Origin of the sequence: Mesorhizobium sp. M7A.F.Ca.US.006.04.2.1 (assembly GCF_004022915.1) — a bacterium.
Taxonomy (GTDB): domain Bacteria; phylum Pseudomonadota; class Alphaproteobacteria; order Rhizobiales; family Rhizobiaceae; genus Mesorhizobium; species Mesorhizobium ciceri.
Genome location: NZ_RZQA01000033.1, coordinates 1 through 15,905, shown reverse-complemented (window position 1 = coordinate 15,905; position 15,905 = coordinate 1). Strand labels below are relative to the sequence as shown.

Annotated in this window: 17 protein-coding genes and 1 pseudogene; 10 read left to right on the top strand and 8 right to left on the bottom strand. The window is 62.4% G+C overall.

Annotated elements, in window-relative coordinates; all coding sequences use genetic code 11:
• Window positions 1-614, bottom strand: a pseudogene (locus EN925_RS03540) (ABC transporter permease); the annotation flags it as partial.
• Entirely contained in the window at window positions 611-1,615 is a 1,005-nt protein-coding gene (locus EN925_RS03535) for a substrate-binding domain-containing protein (protein ID WP_013530507.1), read from the bottom strand. The pseudogene EN925_RS03540 and the gene EN925_RS03535, both read right to left, overlap by 4 nt.
• A 411-nt stretch (window positions 1,616-2,026) precedes the next feature.
• Between EN925_RS03535 and EN925_RS03530 the strand changes: the two genes are divergently transcribed.
• From EN925_RS03530 to EN925_RS03515, 4 genes are all read left to right on the top strand, one after another.
• Entirely contained in the window at window positions 2,027-2,260 is a 234-nt protein-coding gene (locus tag EN925_RS03530; RefSeq protein WP_013530508.1) for a hypothetical protein, read from the top strand.
• Between the two features lie 120 nt (window positions 2,261-2,380).
• On the top strand, window positions 2,381-2,578 hold the full coding sequence (locus tag EN925_RS03525; RefSeq protein ID WP_013530509.1) for a hypothetical protein: 198 nt from the start codon (window positions 2,381-2,383) through the stop codon (window positions 2,576-2,578).
• A 245-nt stretch (window positions 2,579-2,823) separates the two neighbouring features.
• Window positions 2,824-3,582, top strand: coding sequence for an SDR family oxidoreductase (locus EN925_RS03520; RefSeq protein WP_063168676.1), 759 nt, complete (start codon window positions 2,824-2,826; stop codon window positions 3,580-3,582).
• 62 nt (window positions 3,583-3,644) lie between these two features.
• Window positions 3,645-4,514 (top strand): sigma-70 family RNA polymerase sigma factor, encoded by an 870-nt coding sequence (locus EN925_RS03515; RefSeq protein WP_245460951.1) that lies wholly within the window; start codon window positions 3,645-3,647, stop codon window positions 4,512-4,514.
• Window positions 4,515-4,632: 118 nt separating this feature from the next.
• Here EN925_RS03515 and EN925_RS03510 read toward each other — a convergent pair whose 3' ends face one another.
• Window positions 4,633-5,202, bottom strand: coding sequence for a TetR/AcrR family transcriptional regulator (locus EN925_RS03510; protein WP_013530512.1), 570 nt, complete (start codon window positions 5,200-5,202; stop codon window positions 4,633-4,635).
• A 103-nt stretch (window positions 5,203-5,305) separates the two neighbouring features.
• On the opposite strand from EN925_RS03510, the gene EN925_RS03505 reads away from it, so the two are divergent.
• Together EN925_RS03505 and EN925_RS03500 are read left to right on the top strand one after the other, a co-directional pair.
• On the top strand, window positions 5,306-6,121 hold the full coding sequence (locus EN925_RS03505) for an oxidoreductase (protein ID WP_127368836.1): 816 nt from the start codon (window positions 5,306-5,308) through the stop codon (window positions 6,119-6,121).
• 65 nt (window positions 6,122-6,186) lie between these two features.
• Window positions 6,187-7,188 carry an NADP-dependent oxidoreductase gene (locus EN925_RS03500; RefSeq protein WP_127368835.1) on the top strand — a complete coding sequence of 334 codons (1,002 nt, stop codon included), beginning with the start codon at window positions 6,187-6,189 and terminating at the stop codon, window positions 7,186-7,188.
• A 20-nt stretch (window positions 7,189-7,208) separates the two neighbouring features.
• Here the strand turns inward: EN925_RS03500 and EN925_RS03495 are convergent, their stop codons facing one another.
• The 3 genes from EN925_RS03495 to EN925_RS03485 all read right to left on the bottom strand — a co-directional run bounded on the left by EN925_RS03495 (window position 7,209) and on the right by EN925_RS03485 (window position 9,471).
• The gene (locus tag EN925_RS03495) at window positions 7,209-7,682 is read right to left on the bottom strand and encodes a VOC family protein (RefSeq protein WP_027160885.1); all 474 of its coding nucleotides are present in this window, start codon (window positions 7,680-7,682) and stop codon (window positions 7,209-7,211) included.
• A gap of 43 nt (window positions 7,683-7,725) precedes the next feature.
• Window positions 7,726-8,874 (bottom strand): amidohydrolase, encoded by a 1,149-nt coding sequence (locus tag EN925_RS03490; protein WP_013530516.1) that lies wholly within the window; start codon window positions 8,872-8,874, stop codon window positions 7,726-7,728.
• A 153-nt stretch (window positions 8,875-9,027) separates the two neighbouring features.
• Entirely contained in the window at window positions 9,028-9,471 is a 444-nt protein-coding gene (locus EN925_RS03485; protein WP_013530517.1) for an SRPBCC family protein, read from the bottom strand.
• 435 nt (window positions 9,472-9,906) lie between these two features.
• Between EN925_RS03485 and EN925_RS03480 the strand changes: the two genes are divergently transcribed.
• Window positions 9,907-10,050: a hypothetical protein gene (locus EN925_RS03480; RefSeq protein WP_013530518.1), complete on the top strand. Its 144-nt coding sequence runs from the start codon at window positions 9,907-9,909 to the stop codon at window positions 10,048-10,050.
• 96 nt (window positions 10,051-10,146) lie between these two features.
• On the opposite strand, the gene EN925_RS03475 is transcribed toward EN925_RS03480, so the two are convergent.
• On the bottom strand, window positions 10,147-10,839 hold the full coding sequence (locus EN925_RS03475) for a DUF2270 domain-containing protein (RefSeq protein WP_013530519.1): 693 nt from the start codon (window positions 10,837-10,839) through the stop codon (window positions 10,147-10,149).
• Between the two features lie 476 nt (window positions 10,840-11,315).
• On the opposite strand from EN925_RS03475, the gene EN925_RS03470 reads away from it, so the two are divergent.
• From EN925_RS03470 to EN925_RS03460, 3 genes are all read left to right on the top strand, one after another.
• Window positions 11,316-11,837: an Hsp20/alpha crystallin family protein gene (locus tag EN925_RS03470; protein ID WP_127370606.1), complete on the top strand. Its 522-nt coding sequence runs from the start codon at window positions 11,316-11,318 to the stop codon at window positions 11,835-11,837.
• 126 nt (window positions 11,838-11,963) lie between these two features.
• The gene (locus EN925_RS03465) at window positions 11,964-12,698 is read left to right on the top strand and encodes a gamma-glutamylcyclotransferase (protein WP_127385452.1); all 735 of its coding nucleotides are present in this window, start codon (window positions 11,964-11,966) and stop codon (window positions 12,696-12,698) included.
• A 196-nt stretch (window positions 12,699-12,894) separates the two neighbouring features.
• Window positions 12,895-14,046, top strand: a complete 1,152-nt coding sequence (locus tag EN925_RS03460) for an acyltransferase (protein ID WP_128336345.1) — start codon at window positions 12,895-12,897, stop codon at window positions 14,044-14,046.
• Here the strand turns inward: EN925_RS03460 and EN925_RS03455 are convergent.
• The coding region (locus tag EN925_RS03455) for a glycoside hydrolase family 127 protein (RefSeq protein WP_164894121.1) at window positions 14,033-15,905 on the bottom strand (1,873 nt) is incomplete at its 5' end. The genes EN925_RS03460 and EN925_RS03455 overlap by 14 nt on opposite strands.

Sequence of the window (15,905 nt, the reverse complement as noted above, 5' to 3'; positions counted from 1 at the left end):
GTGTGGTCGAGCGCGATAGGGGCGACGATGACGGCTGCGATCGCCACCCATACGGGATAGCCGAACGGTCCGAACGAGCCGGAAGCGAGCCTGAGCAGGAAGGTCGAGCCGACCATGGTCGGTTCACCGCCCGACAGGATGAGGCCAAGGCCAGTGATGCCCGACAGCGTGCCGAGCGTCACCACGAAATCGGGGATTTTGCCTGCTGTGATGATCAGCCCGTTGAGGAAGCCCACCGCGCTGGTGGCGAGAATCGCGAGCACGCAGGCGATGAAGATGCCGTGGCCGGCGGCATTGACGAGGCCGAGGATGATGGCGCCGAGCATGACGGCTGCCGCCAACGACAGATCGATGCCCGAGGTGGCGATGACGAAGGTCTGGCCGATCGACAGCACGACCAGGATCGCAGCCGCCAGCAGCAGCGCCTGCAGATTGGCGACGCTGAGAAAGACCGGCTGGGCGATGCCGAAGACGATGACGAGGCCGACCAGGCCGACGACGGATGCCCAGTCGGCCCAGAAGGAGGGATCGAGGAGGAGAGCCGCCAGGGAGGGACGGCTCTCCTCCGCACCCGCCGAATCGGCGGCGGGCGCGTTGTCTGCAGGTGTGCTCACTTCAGCATCTCGCGGAAGGGATCGGGATAGTCGCCGCCGGGACGCGGAAAATTCTTTAGCGACGCTTCGGCATTGTCCTTGTTGATCAACAGCACAGGTGCCGGCACGTTGGCCGGCAGTTCCTTGCCCTTGGCCGCGACCGCACAGGCTTCGACGCCCATGGCGCCGACGACATAGGGGTATTGGGCGACGGTGGCGGTGAGTTCGCCTGATGCGATCGACTTCAGCGCATCGACAATGCCGTCTAGGCCGATCACCTTGACGTCCTTGCCCGACGTCCGCACGGCGCGCTCGACGCCAAGGGCCATGATGTCGTTGGCGGCGAAGAAGCCGGCGAGGTCCGGATGGGCGGCGAGGATATCGGTGGCGGCGGTCAACGCCTTTTCGCGATCCCAGTCAGCGCTGACCATCACCACGATTTCGAGCTTGCCTTCGACGGCCTGCCTGAAGCCCTTGATGCGGGCGTTGGAGCCGACATCGCCGACGATGCCGGCGACCAGCGCGACCTTGGAACCCTTAGGCACCAGCTTCAGCATCTCTTCGCCGGCCAGCACGCCTGCGGCGACGTTGTCGGTGCCGATATAGGTCGAGACGGCAAAGCCGGCGGCCTTGGCCTGCTCGGGGTCGATGGTCGAGTCGATGTTGACGATCGGCTTCTTCTTTTGGGCGACCGGCACCAGCGCCTGGACGAGGTTGGAGACGCTGATCGGGTTGACCAGGTAGCAATCGAAATCCTGCATGGCCATGGCGGTCAGGCGGTCGGCCTGGCCGGTGGCGTCACCCATGTTGGCGGCGGCCTGGACGCTGACACTGACGCCGTTGGCCTTGGCCTGCTCCTCGATGCCCTTCTGCATGGTCTGGAAGAATGGATTGTCGAGGCCTTTGACGATGGCCGCGACTTTCGCCGTATCCTCGGCCTGGGCGGGTGCCGAGACGATGGTTGCAAGCATGCCGGCGCCAAGCAGGCTCGTGCCGAGTTTCAGGCAATTGAACATGCGCATGGTTTTTCCTCCTCCTGATTGTTTATGGGCTGCATCAATGTCGCCGTCCGGCGACTGCAATGTCCGACGGCGCGCAAGCGACCCCGGCCCCTGGCGCGACGATCCGCCAACGGACTGCTGCCAGCCTGCGGATGTGCGGACTGCAGCCCCGGTTCGGGCGCTTTTCGATGTCAGGCATTGCTCCTCCCAGAGCGCCGGCCGATGCCATGCCGGCATTTGCGCATGTTTTATAAAAAATTGACACGCGTCAAGATTTAAAATGTGCGTAGCGATTTTTGATTGCGCGCCCTGCGGGCATGACTGTCCTGCCGGCATGCGCTACAACCAAGGCGCGAAAAAAACTGCCAGCCTAGGGAACCACTAGGGGGATGTCCGCGTTGGTCGCTACTTTTGTGCAGAGGGAGGTTTGGGGTGGGGCGTTTCGAAATCGTGGAAGAGCCAACGGGTACGTTTTCGATTTTCGACACCGTCACGGAATTGCCGGCAACGGCCAAAGGGGGCGTGTGCATTGGGCTTTATCGGCACGAAGTGCCTCTGGCACTGCTTGCAGCGGTTGAAACGGTCCAGCCCGGCCATTTTTCGCTCCTGCCCTCATTGTCGGTGTTGAACGACTGGCGGGCTCATCGAGACGATCTGCTGGCATGAGCAAAGCTGCCCGATGTCGCATCAAAAATCATACGGTATGGGAAATCACGCCCTGTTGTCGAAAGCGGCGGTGAGGCATGGAAAGCAAGGGGAGGTTGCAGTGCGTTGGGAGGTGAAGCAATGTCTGATCAGGACGACCTGATCCGAGCTGCCATCGGACGGCTGCTCGCCGAGAAGACAGGCGCCGCCGTCATATCGATGAGAGAGAGCGTCACCGAGCTTCTGGCGCTGACCGGTGCCGCACTGGACGAAAGACTCCAAGACCTGCTGCTGGAAATGGCCGAAGTCCGCGGCATGATGGTCGCTCTCGACTTCTGAACATATCCGGCTGGGATGCCGCAGCATGGACCGGCAGCGCTTTCATCGCCGGCAGCCTCTAACCTTACTGCGTCCAATATCGGGCATCGCATTTTAGGCCGAAAGCGGACAGGCAGCTTTCCGCCCGATCGCCAGTATTGCCGGCATGTCGCGGATCGTCGCCGCGACAGCGCGCCTCGCCAAACCTTGGCTCTTTTTCCGACCCTCAAACGTCTTAGCTACAGTGAAGCTAAGGAGCAGGGTCGATGAGCCTCAGGAATAAAGAAATCGTGGTCACCGGTGGCAGCCGTGGGCTTGGCCTCGGATTGGTCGAGGCGCTGGTCGAACAGGGCGCCAGCGTGACCGTCGTTGCCCGTGGCGTCGAGGCGCTGGATGCGGTCGGTGCGCGGCTTGGGGTCGCCACTATCCGCGCCGACGTTGCGGAGGAGGGCGCGGCCTATCGCATTCTTAGCGAGGTTCGTCCTGACGTCGTGGTCCTGAATGCTGGTGCCACGCCCCGGATGGGCCGGTTGGACCAACTGAGCTGGGAAGATTTTTCAATCGCCTGGGAAACCGACGTCAAGGCCGGGCTATACTGGCTGCAGGCGGCGCTCAACCTGCCGCTCAAGCCGGGCAGCCGTGTTCTGGTGGGATCGAGCGGTGCCGCCGTCACCGGGTCGCAGTTGTCGGGGGGCTATGGCGGCGCCAAGCGCATGCTGTGGTTCATGGCGAAGTACGCCAATGGCGTTTCGCTGGAGAAGAAGCTCGGCATCCGCTTTCAGGCGATCGTGCCGCGGCAGATGATCCTCGGCACCGGAACAGGCGATGCGGCGGCCGGCGCCTATTCCGGATCCATGGGCATCACGCCCGAACAATTCGTCACCCGCTTCGGTGCGCCGATGCCGCCCCGGACCTTCGGCGACAGGGTGGTTTCCGTGCTGGAAGACCCGCAATATGCGGAGGGCATCGTCTTCGGCCTCAATGGCGACGCGGGCGTAACCGTGATGGAGGGGGCTGCGGCTTGAGCGAACGAGATCCTGCCGTGGACCGCGACCGACGGGAAGGGCTGCTTGCCCTTGCCGCCGCGATGCGGCCAGAGCTGCACCGCTATTGCGCGCGCCTGATGGGCTCGGTCATCGACGGCGAGGATGTCGTGCAGGACACGTTTGCGCGGGCCTTCGTTGCGCTGAATGAGCTGGGCGAGGTGCCGCAGCTCAGGCCCTGGCTGTTCCGCGTCGCCCACAACCGTGCGCTTGACCTGCTGCGCAGCCGCGCGATCCGCGCGGCGGAGCCTATCGAGGCGGCGCTTGAAATTGCCGACGACACCAAAGCCGACCCGGTGGAGACGCTGATGCGCAGGCAAGCTATACAGACCGCAGTGTCGCGCTTCGCGGAGCTTCCGCTGCTCCAGCGCAGCGTCGTCATCCTCAGAGATGTGCTCGACGAGCCGCTGGCCGAGATCGCTGCTTTGCTCGGCATCACGGTCGATGCGGTGAAAGGGCACTTGGCGCGCGGCCGCGCCCGGCTTAGGGAAGTCAGTGCGCAGGCCAGTTCGGCTCCCGATGCGCGTATCGCGTCGGCCGCCGTGGTCCGTTATGCGACCCTGTTCAACCAGCGGGATTGGGACGGCTTGCGCGCCCTGCTTGCCGACGACGTCAGGCTTCATCAGTCCCTGCATGCGCCGCGCTCGGGTGCGGCGGATGTCGGCGTGTTCTTCACGATCTACGCCAAAAGCGACCGCGTGTGGCTGACGCCGGCCTGGCTCGACGGCCGCGAGGTGATCGCTGTGTTCGAAAGCCATGCCGACCAGAAACCGCGTCATTTCATGTGGCTGGAGTGGCGAGAAGGTCAGATCAGCTTCATCCGCGACTATCGCTATGTCAGCTATGTTACCGACGATGCCGAGCTGGTGCTGGCCAAGGACGCCAGGTCCTTCGGTCGCGGCACCGGGCACTGAAGAGCGGGCGCGCATCTGACCATCATACGGGCGGTGCTGTTCCTGCCAAGGGGCCGATGCGGGGCTGGGCGTCACACCGCATGAGAATAACTTTGACGTGCCCACGCGTGGTACGCCCTTAACTCTGCTCGATCAGCGCGCGCGCCGCAGCTTTCCCTGCCGCAAGGATACGATCCGACAATTCCGTTCCCTCCACGGCACGGGCCAGCTGAAGCGTGCCAATGAGGGTCGCAAAGATAGCGAACGCAACGCCCTCCGGATCAGGAGTTTGCGGCGGCAGCTCTACCGACACCTGGTGCACCTGGGTCAGCAAACGCTCGGTATAAAGCTGACGCGTTTCGGGTGGCTCACGGGCGATTTCCGCCAGCAAGGCGGCAGAGGCGCAGCCCTTCCCGGGGTTATCCCGATGCGCCGCCGACAGATATGTGTCTATGGCCATTGCCAAGCCGCCGGAGGCCAATGCTTGCCGTATCTCGTCGGACTGATCCTCGAGAGCTGCAGCGACCGTTTCACGGACAAGCGCCGCCTTTGATTGAAAGTGGGGATAGAAAGCCCCGTTCGTCAGCCCGGCGTCGCCCATGATGGTTGCCAGTCCGGACGCCGCTATGCCGTTTTTCCGAAAGCGTTCCGCGGCGACCTCCAGGATCCGGCCGCGCGAGGCGTCCTTCCTGCCCTTTTCGTAGCGCATGGCTGCTATTCCTTTCTGCTATTGCATTATGATCATAATCTGATATTACGACTGTAATTTAACAGATGCAAAAAAGCTAGCCCCCATGAGTTTGGAGCACGAAATGAAAACGAATGCCGGAAAAACCGCTGTTGTGACCGGAGCCTCTTCGGGCATCGGCCGCGCCAGTGCCGAAGCCCTTGCGCGGGCCGGGTTCACCGTCTTCGGAACCAGCCGGCGCAAGGCCGGCAACGATCCGGACGGGGTGACCATGCTGATCTGCGACGTGACCGACAGTGAGGCCGTTGCCGCACTCGTTTCGACGGTGCTCTCGCAGACCGGCCGGATCGACCTCTTGGTCAATAATGCCGGGGTCGGCCAGCTTGGAGGCGCCGAGGAATTCTCGATTGCCCAGGTGCAGGCTCTGTTCGACGTCAATCTGTTCGGCGTCATCCGCATGACCAATGCGGTGCTGCCGTCGATGCGGCAGCGTGGCGAGGGGCACATCATCAATATCGGCTCTGTGCTGGGACTGGTGCCGGCGCCGTATTCAGCGCATTATTCGGCGGTCAAGCACGCGCTTGAGGGCTATTCGGAATCGCTCGACCACGAGGTTCGCGCCTTCAATATCCGCGTTTCGGTCATCGAGCCGGCATTCGTTCGTACTGTCTTCGACCAGAACGGGATCCAGCCGGATTCGCCGTTGCAGGAATACGATCAAGCCCGAGCTACGCTGGAAGCGCTGCTTCGCGACGTGATGCCTGTCGCCGACCGGCCGGAAGTGGTGGCGCAAGTGGTCGTCAAGGCAGCGACCGATGCCCGTCCGCAACGGCGCTACACCGCCGGCAAGGCTGCGCGCCAGGTCAGCCTGCTGCGTCGCTTTGCTCCCGCTGGGATATTCGACAAGAGCCTGCGGAAACAATTCCGCCTGCCCGTTTGAACGCAGCGAGCAGAGGATTTCACGCACATGCGACACACCAAAATCACTCTCAGAAAGTCACTGCCATGAAGGCATTCGTCGTCGACAAGTACAGCAAGAACGGCACTCTGCGGCTAGCCGAAATGCCGGAGCCGAAACTCGGGGACAGCGATGTCCTGGTCGAGGTCCACGCAGCGGCGGTGAACCTGCTCGATTCCAAGGTCAAAACCGGAGAGTTCAAGCTGATCCTGCCCTATCGCCGGCCCTTCATCCTGGGTCACGACGTGGCCGGGAGGGTTGTGCGCGTGGGATCGAAAGTCCGCAAATTCAAACTCGGCGACGACGTCTATGCGCGGCCGCGCGATGGCCGGATCGGAACGTTCGCCGAGTTCATAGCCATGGATGAAGCCGACGTGGCCCTGAAACCCGGGAACCTCAGCATGGAGGAGGCGGCCTCGATCCCGCTGGTCGGCCTGACCGCCTGGCAGGCGCTCGTCGAAAGGGCCAAGCTGAAGAAGGGACAGAAGGTCTTCATTCAAGCTGGTTCCGGCGGCGTGGGGACATTCGCCATCCAACTGGCAAAGCATCTCGGCGCGACCATTGCGACCACCGCCAGCGCGGCGAGTGCCGGTCTGGTCAAGGGGCTCGGCGCCGATATCGTCGTCGACTACAGGAAAGACGATTTCGAGAAAGTCCTTTCGGGCTACGACGTCGTCTTGAACAGCCAGGACGCCAAGACACTTGAAAAATCACTGAATGTGCTGAAACCGGGTGGCAAGCTCATCTCCATCTCCGGCCCACCGGATCCCGACTTCGCCAGGGAGAAGGGACTGAACGTGGTGCTGAGGCTGGTGCTTCGCCTGCTGAGCCGCGGTATTCGAGCGAAAGCCAAGCGCCGTGGCGTGACGTTCTCGTTCCTTTTCATGTGGGCGCAGGGCGAGCAGCTGAGCAAGATCGCATCGCTCATCGAATCCGGCGCGATCCGCCCGGTCGTCGACCGGATATTTCCCTTCGAGGCGACCAATGAGGCGCTGGCCTATGTCGAAACAGGACGCGCCAAGGGCAAGGTCGTCATCAAGGTCAGATAGCAACTCAGCCGCGATCGAGGTCAGCCGCGCCGGGCTGCGTCGATCGCCGCGACGTCGATCTTCGTCATCTCCATCATCGCATCAAAGGCGCGTTTGGCTTCCTCGCCGCCGGCCGCCATGGCCTCGGTCAGCGTGCGCGGCGTGATTTGCCAGGACACGCCCCATTTGTCCTTGCACCAGCCGCACACGCTCTCCTGGCCGCCATTGCCGACGATGGCATTCCAGTAGCGGTCGGTTTCCTGCTGATCGTCGGTGGCGATCTGGAACGAGAAGGCCTCGTTCTGCTTGAATGTGGAGCCGCCGTTCAATCCGATGCAGGGAATGCCGGCGACGGTAAATTCGACCGTCAACACGTCGCCTTTCTTGCCGGACGGAAAATCGCTCGGCGCACGGTGAACGGCGCCCACGCTGGTGTCGGGAAAGGTCTCTGCGTAGAAGCGCGCCGCAGCCTCGGCGTCCTTGTCGAACCAAAGGCAAATCGTGTTCTTCGGTATCTTTGGCATTGCATGTTCCTTTCGGCGTTGGAGTTGGCGGAGGTCAGCCCAGGAGATTGCGTGCCGTGCGCATGAAGATCCTCGACCCGATCGGGATCAGGTCGTCGGGAAAGTCATAGTCGGGATTGTGCAAGGCGGGGTGCCGCTCGCCCGCACCGAGGAAGAACATCGCCGACTTGGCACTATGGCCGAACAGGCCGAAATCTTCCGAGGCGCGCATCGGCAGGGCCTCTTCGCCGTGCGATACGCCCTCTTCATCGAGCGCGCGCCGCAGATGCTCCACCGCGTCCGGCGCGTTGACGCTGGCGACGAAGATCTCGTGATAGTCCCAGCGGGCGGTAAGGCGATGCTCGCCGGCGATCCTGGCGACCAGTGCTTCGGCAGCAGCGCAAAGGTTCGCCATGCGCTCGTCACGCCGGGTGCGCAGCGTTGCCCACACCTGCGCATGAGCAGGCGCGATGCCGAACACGGCCTCGCCCATCGCGGCATGGGTGACGGTCAGCATGGAGAAGTCGTCGTCGGCGAAGGTTCCGCGCCCGAGCGCCGGCAGCGCCGGCATCAGCTCACTGATCGCCAGCATCGGCGAGGTGCCGGTCTCCGGCATGGACGAATGGGCGGTCTTGCCCTCCAGCACGATGCGCATGCCGCGTGACGCACAGTTGACCACGCCGGGCTTGAGCCGCACCTCGCCGAACGGCACGCCAGGCAGGTTGTGCAGCGAGAAAGCGAAATCCGGCGCGATCTCGCCGAAGCGGGGATCGGCAACGACGCCGGCTGCGCCATTGCCGGTTTCCTCCGCCGGCTGGAACATCAGCACGACGCGGCCGCTTGCAGGCCGCTCGCGCCCCAACTGCCGGCCGAGGGATGCCAGGATGGCGGTGTGTCCGTCATGGCCGCACATATGCGACTTGCCCGGCACGCGCGACGCATGCGGCACGCCTGAAAGTTCTTCGATAGGCAAGGCATCGAGTTCCGAACGGAACAGCACCGTCGGCCCTGCTTTGCCGCTGTCATATGTGACCGCGACGCCGTGCCCGCCGAGCTGTGTCAGCACCTTGTCCGGCCCCGTATCGGCGAGGAAGGCGACGACCTCCTTTGCCGTCTTCTCCTCTTCATTCGAGATTTCCGGATACTGGTGCAGCTGGCGCCGCCACGCCGTCAACTCGACGATGTCTCGGTTGGTCAGAGTCATGCTTTTTCAACCTCCGCTGCATTCTTCATCGACACGTCCAGGCACAGGGGTGCCGCAATGATGAATTGCTAGCGACAAAGGGCAGTTCCCGCCACAGTCCAAGTTTCAGGCTTCGGCAGGCCAGAAACGGCCGTTCTCCCGGCCATCCGCAGCCTATTGATTGATCTCGGGCTCGACGAGCTTTGCCAGGTTTCTGAGCGATTCCTGCCAGCCGAGATAGCAGGCCTCGACCGGAATGACGTCCGGAATGCCGGCCTGGGTGATGTCGATTTCAGTGCCGACCGACACTTTTTTCAAGACCACGGTCACCCGTATCTCGCCGGGCAGGTTGGGATCGTCGAACCTGTCGGTGTAGAGCAGGCGCTCGCCCGGAACGAGTTCAAGGTATTCGCCGCCGAAGGCGTGGCTGTCGCCGGTGGTGAAATTGCGGAACGACATCTTGAACGTGCCTCCGACCTTTGCCTCGAAATTATGGACCGTGCAGGTGAAGCCGTTTGGCGGAAGCCACTTGGCCAGCGCGTCCGCTTCAACGAAGGCGCGATAGACCTTTTCCGGGCTGGTCGTCAGAACGCGGTGCAAACGTACGGTGCCGGGCATTGCTGGATCCTTTCATGAATGCCTGTTCGATACCCCAAGGACGGACGAAGCCTAGCCAGTCCGACATTGGTTTGCGAATTTTTTGACGGGAGGCGGCCTGCCTACGCCGCGGACATGCGTTCGACCCCGAGCTATCAACACGAAGCTCGGGCGAGGCGGCGGATGAACTGCACCGGCTTCGGAGCTGGCGCTCACCTGCTAAATCGCGTTCCTGAGCCATCTTGTTGTTCGGGCGTGTTTTTGTCGATTGCCGCGAACGGCCGCGCGTCCCCGTCAATGCTTCGAACGCCGCCAAATAGGGCAGCGCGTCTTTGCCGTCCATGTGCCGATCATTAGAATTTGCATCTGATCAGAGTTGATTTCCTATCAAGCCGTTAATGCGGCCATGCTGTTAATCAGCATTTGCTAATGAGTCTTTCGAACCTGAGGCAAGCAATGACCAAGAATCTCGGCAATGCACGTCATACGCCGGCGAAGGACCCGCAGGTCTCCCTTCTGGGCAAAGCCGCGCCGGCGCTGTTTCCGCTGGTCGTGGCGGCACTGGGTTACATGGTTGGCAAGCAGTTCTTCGGCATCTAGGCGCGAAGTTCCGTTCCCTCAAACGTCTCGGCGGACCGACCATTTCAGCGCGCGGGCCGCCGTTTGGTTGCAGCGGCGTGTTGCCGGGCATCAACGTCAAACATGCACGTCGCCAAAGGACAGTTCGCCGTCGTTATCGGCCGTGAAAAAGACGATGGCAAGCAACCCGACATAGAATGCGGCCACGACAACCACGATCGCCACACCGGGAACGGGGCCAAGGGCGGCGCTGTCTACGGCTTCGCGAAGCGAACCGGCAAAGCCGGTCCTGACGCCCACGGTTTGAAGGCTGGGCGTGGATATCTTGAGCACCCAGGCCAGCAAGAGGATCAGGAACAGGTAGATGTAATTTCGCCGCAGCCGACGGGCTAGCGCGACGCGCTGCGACAGCAGGAACTTCGGCGCGCGTAGGCCTTCCCCGACGATGAGCAGCCAGTCCGAGGCAAAGTCGGGCTGTGGGGAAAAGATCTGCGCGAAATAGTGGCGCTCGAACTGGCGTACGCGCGCCCGATAGAAATCGAAGAACCGATAGCGGCGCGCCTCGATCCATAGCAGCAGCAAGATCAGCAGCATGGCGAAAAGCAGCACGCCGTGATGCGCACTGGCCGTCGACAGCGATACCGAAAGCAGCGCCGCCACCACCGTGATTGCCCAGTTGGTTGTCCTGTCCAGCCGGTCGCGCCATCCCGCCATGCGAGCGATCTCGGCGCGGTGAAAATGCGACAGCGTGTTGACACGCTCCGCCGATGAAAGGACGGGGCCAGCGGGCTGTGCCGACGCGTCGTTCATGGCATCCTCCGGCAAGGAACAGAACGGCCTGCCAGCGGCATTGTTCCCTGTCCTCGAGACCGCCGATCCAGCCGACCAGCCGCGCGTTGACGCCGAGGCGGCTCCGGTCCAGCAGACATCAAGCCGGCGGTTGACCACTGTTTCGCGACATGCCGATCGAAGGGCACGACTGATGTGGACAGCACCGGTGACGCAGGCACCTGCATGCACCAATCACATTACATTACGAGGTCTTGACCCACCCGCGACGGAGTCCAAAATCCTCCGCACCAGTGCCGACGAGGCGCCGGCTTCACGGGCGCCGCGCGGGTCAGGGGCGGTGGCCCTCGGGCAGGCTCAGGTGCGCGAGCCCCCGCCACTGATCCAGGCGTTCCCAACTGGACGGGAGCGCCAATGGCGCAGACGCGCATCGTCCGAGCATGGCAACCAGAGCATGCAAACGAACGATAGACAGGATCAAGAAAGGAGCAAATGCAATGACCATTCGTGATCTGATGCCATGGGGTCGCGATCCAAACCAGGTTCCGACCCTCTCAGGCGACCGCGATCAGGACCCATTCATGAGCCTGCATCGCGAGATGAACCGCCTTGTTGACGACATGTTCCGCGGTTTCGGTTCACGTCTTCCATCCTTGGGCAGGCTCTCTTCAGCGGGCGGTGGCTGGCCTAGCGTGGAAATCTCGGAAACGGACAAGGAAATCCGCGTGACCGCCGAGATACCCGGCATGGAGGAAAAGGACATCGAGGTGTTGCTCGATGACGGCGTCCTGACGTTGCGCGGTGAAAAACACGCCGAAACCGACGACAAGGAACGTCAGTTCTCCGAGCGATTCTACGGCCGCTTCGAACGTCGCATTCCGATCGGCTTCGAAGTCGAAGAAGACAAGGTCGCTGCCGATTTCCGCAACGGCGTGCTGTTCGTCACCTTGCCGAAATCCGAGAAGGCACAGAACAAGATGAGGCGCATCCCCATCGGCGGCAAGAGCACCAAGCACTAGAATGATTGGATGCCGGGCGGGAGGGTCACCCGCCCGGCATCGGCCGTTGAATTTTGCGCCGGTCACATGGACCCTTGAGAATCCCTCTGCCTTCGGCAACATGACGGCGACGGTAGAGGGTATGAAATGAACCAGCCGATTTCTGCCATATCGCCGCGCAAGTCCGTGCCGCGCAACACGCCGATGGCGCTGACCGAGGCGTTGGTCGCGCGCACTATGCGTGCTGTCGAGGATGCCGGGCTGACGCCGGGCATGGTTCACATGACCGATGCCGACTATGCGCGTATCCGCGACGAGGTGCTGGCCGGCGCTCCGGCCGGGCCGCTGAAACTATTTGCCTATGGCTCGCTGCTGTGGAAGCCCGCCGGCGAGGTGAGGGGCGGAGGACGCGCGGTGGCCAGCGGCTGGCATCGTTCGTTCTGCTTCACGGTGCAGCGTTTTCGCGGCACGGTCGAGCAGCCCGGCTTGATGATGGCGCTCGATCGCGGCGGCCAGTGCCAGGGCGTGGTGTTCGAGATCGCGGAACCGGTGGCGGCCAACCTCGAAGCGCTGCTGCGCCGCGAAATGACCATCCTGCCCGCCGTCAACGTGCCGCGCTGGCTGCAGGTCAGGACCGAAGGCGGCCCATGTCGCGCGCTTGGCTTCGTCGTCGATCCCGCCAATCCGCGTTATGCCGGCAAGCTCGACAAGCAGGCGATCGCGGCGACGCTGGTGACAGCCGTCGGTCATTGGGGCTCGGGCGCGCAATATCTATTCGAGACGATCCGCCACCTCGAAGCCTGCGGCATCCGCGACCGCAATCTGTGGCGGCTGCAGGAACTGGTGGCGGAAGAGATCGGGCTGACCGTCGCCCAGAAGTGATCCGCCCAGAAGTGATCCGCTCAGACGCGGCACGCTTCAGTCGTGTTTGGCTCCGGATGCTTGCAGGCCACAGCACCTTGCGAAGCAAATCTCTGATTTCGGAAGTCTCCGCAGTGAAGGTTTAATGAATTGAAAACAGTTCTGGGCCAACGATGACCTGAACACCGGCGCAGGACACGGTGCGCGTGGGCCAATCATGAAATCCTCGACCGGAGAGCACTACCCAGCGCTGGATCATGTTCGTGGCCTGGCGGCTTTTCTTGTCTTTACCTGGCATTTCCTTCATGCTTCTCCTGAAGGCCCCGTGCCTTATGACTTCGTGCCGGCTCTTCCTATCTTCAGCGTTCTGGATGAAGGGCATACTGGCGTTTCCCTGTTCATGGCGCTTTCCGGCTACCTGTTCGCCAAGCTGCTCGATGGAAAGCAGATCAACTATCTGCCCTTCTTTGCCAACAGGGCCCTCAGGCTGCTTCCGCTTCTCCTGGCCATGCTATGCATCGAGGCCTGCCGCAGGTACGTGGCCGGCCAGTCCCTCGACGGGTATTTCACGGGCGTCGGATTGGGGTTTCTTTTTCCCACCCTCCCGAACGGCGGCTGGTCGATAACGATCGAAGCGCACTTCTACCTGTTGCTGCCGTTCTTGCTGATGGTATCCAGGCGGTTTGTGTTCGCGCCCTTGCTGTTCATCGCGGCAGCCATTGTGCTGAGGTCCGTCCTGTATGTGCAGATCGGCGAAGTGCAGTCGGCGGCGTCCGCAACCATCATAGGCCAAGCGGATCAGTTCCTGGCCGGCATTCTTGCCTTTCACCTGCGTGCCCACGCGAAGAACCAACACTGGCTGGCGCTGGCCGTGCTCATGGCTTTTTCGGGGTTCTTCTGGTGGTTCGATGCAGCCGGCGGATTTTACCAACTGGGCCGCTATCCGTCGCCTCATTGGATATGGATCATCCTGCCGACCCTGGAGGCGGCAGCCTATTCATTCGGCATCGCCTACTACGACACGAGCTTTTCGAGAAAGCGAACAAGCCCGCCATTCAGGGTACTGGAGAAGGCTGGGGCCTACAGCTATTCGATCTATCTTCTGCACCTGTTCTTCGTCATGCAATTGGCAGCGTTCATAGACACGAATGTCATGAGCATCAGCAATTTCTACGTCGCATGCCTCTGGTCCGCATTGTGCTTCGTGGCGACGATCCCGATCGGCTATCTCAGCTATACCTGCGTCGAGGCGCCATTCCTGCGCCTGCGTCTGCGCTATATGGACCAAAAGCCCGAAACCGCGGCATCGACCGCGGCTGAGCTTGGATCGGTCATCGCCGATACACCGACCTCGTTCAGCCGTCCCTGAGCCATACCAGCATCTCGCCGGGCTCGCGGTTGTCCCAGGCGAAATAGGGAATGGCGGTCAGTCGCGTCTCGGCGGTGGCCGGCGGCTCGGGCCTGTAGAGCCCGTCCTGCCAGCCGTCGGAGACATCGGCAAGTGCCGCGGTCGACAGCGTCACCACGCCGCCGAGAAGTTCCGGCCGGTGCTGCGCTTCGATGGTGGCCGTCCGCGGCAGCGTCAGGCGATGCGGCTGGCTGTCATTGTCTGATGCCTCGAAGCAATAGATCAGCGGGCCGCGTGACAGCGCGACGCGACCAGCATCCTGGCGCACCTGCGGGTTGGCATAAAGCCGCTCGATCGGCATTTCGAGATCGAGCCGGACATTGTCGCCCTTTTTCCATGTCCGCTTGATCGCGGCGTAGCCGTCGCTGGTGATATCCGCCAGCCTGATGGCTTCGCCGTTTATCTTCAACCCGGCACTGGCGCTCCAGGCGGGAATGCGCAGGTGCAAAGTGAACTCGACCGGCGCCCGCGGTTCGAGCATGATGTCGACGGCGCCGTCCCAGGGATAGCTGCTGACCTGCGTCAGGCTCACCGGGACGCCCGATATATCGAAGCGCGCGGTCGAGTCGCCATAGAGGTGGACGGCCAGCGCATCGTCGGCCAGGCTGTAGAAATAGCTGCCGATCGAGGCGACCATGCGCCCGATATTGGGCGGGCAGCACGGGCAGCGGTGCCACTTCCACCTGTTGTGCTTGCCCCGGCTTTCCAATGGATTCTCGTAGAAAAACAGCGAGCCGTCGAGCGACAGGCCCGAGATCGAACCGTTGTAGAGGGCGCGTTCCATCATGTCGGCGTAGCGCGCGTTCGGCCCCATGCCGAGCATGCGGCTGGCCCAGAACACCAAGCCGACCGCCGCACAGGTCTCGGCATAGGCGCTTTCGTTGGGCAGGTCGTAGTCGCTGGTGAAGCCCTCATTGTGCGCCGACGGCCCCAGTCCGCCAGTGATGTAGAGACTCTTGGTGGTGAGATCGTCCCACAGAAGGTCGAGTGCTGCTCGCAGCGTATCATCGCCATATTCGGTCGCGATATCGGCCATGCCGGAATAGAGGTACATCGCCCTGACAGCATGGCCGACGACCTTGTTCTGTTCTCGCACCGGGATATGCGACTGGCTGTATTCATAGGTCTTGAAATGATAGGCCTTCGGGTCGGCGCCGCGGGCGCGGGCCTCCTCGTCGAAATAATGCGGCTGCTGACCGCGCTGGTCGATGAAGTATCTGGCCAACTCCATATATTTCCGCTCGCCGGTCACCCGTGCCAGCTTGACCAGCGCCAGCTCGATCTCCTCGTGGCCGCAATAGCCCTTCTTCTTGCCGGGCTCCGGGCCGAGTACCGACGCGATGTGGTCGGCATAGCGGCACATGATATCGAGCAGCTTGCGTTTTCCCGTCGCCTGGTAGTAGGCGACCGCGCCCTCGATCAGATGGCCGGCGCAATAGAGCTCGTGGCAGTCGCGCAGATTGGTCCAGCGCTTGCCGGGCTGGATGCGTTGGTACCAGCTGGAGAGATAGCCGTCCTCCTGCTGCAGCCTGCCATACATGTCGATGACGGCGTCGATCTTCTTCTCCAGTTCGGGATTCTTGCGCCGGTAAAGCGAATAGGCCGCGGTCTCGATCGTCTTGCCGAGATCGGAATCCCAGAACATCTGCGTGGTCACCGTCGATCCGGTGAATTCCGCGCCCTGGCGGTCGGCTTCGTCGGGAGAGGGCGAGTGGAAGGGGATGACTATGCCGGGCGAGGGACGGTCCGGATCGATCTGCTCCAGCATGCGGGCCTCCACGCAGCGCTCGTAAAGGATATCGGCGGTGCGGGCGGCGACA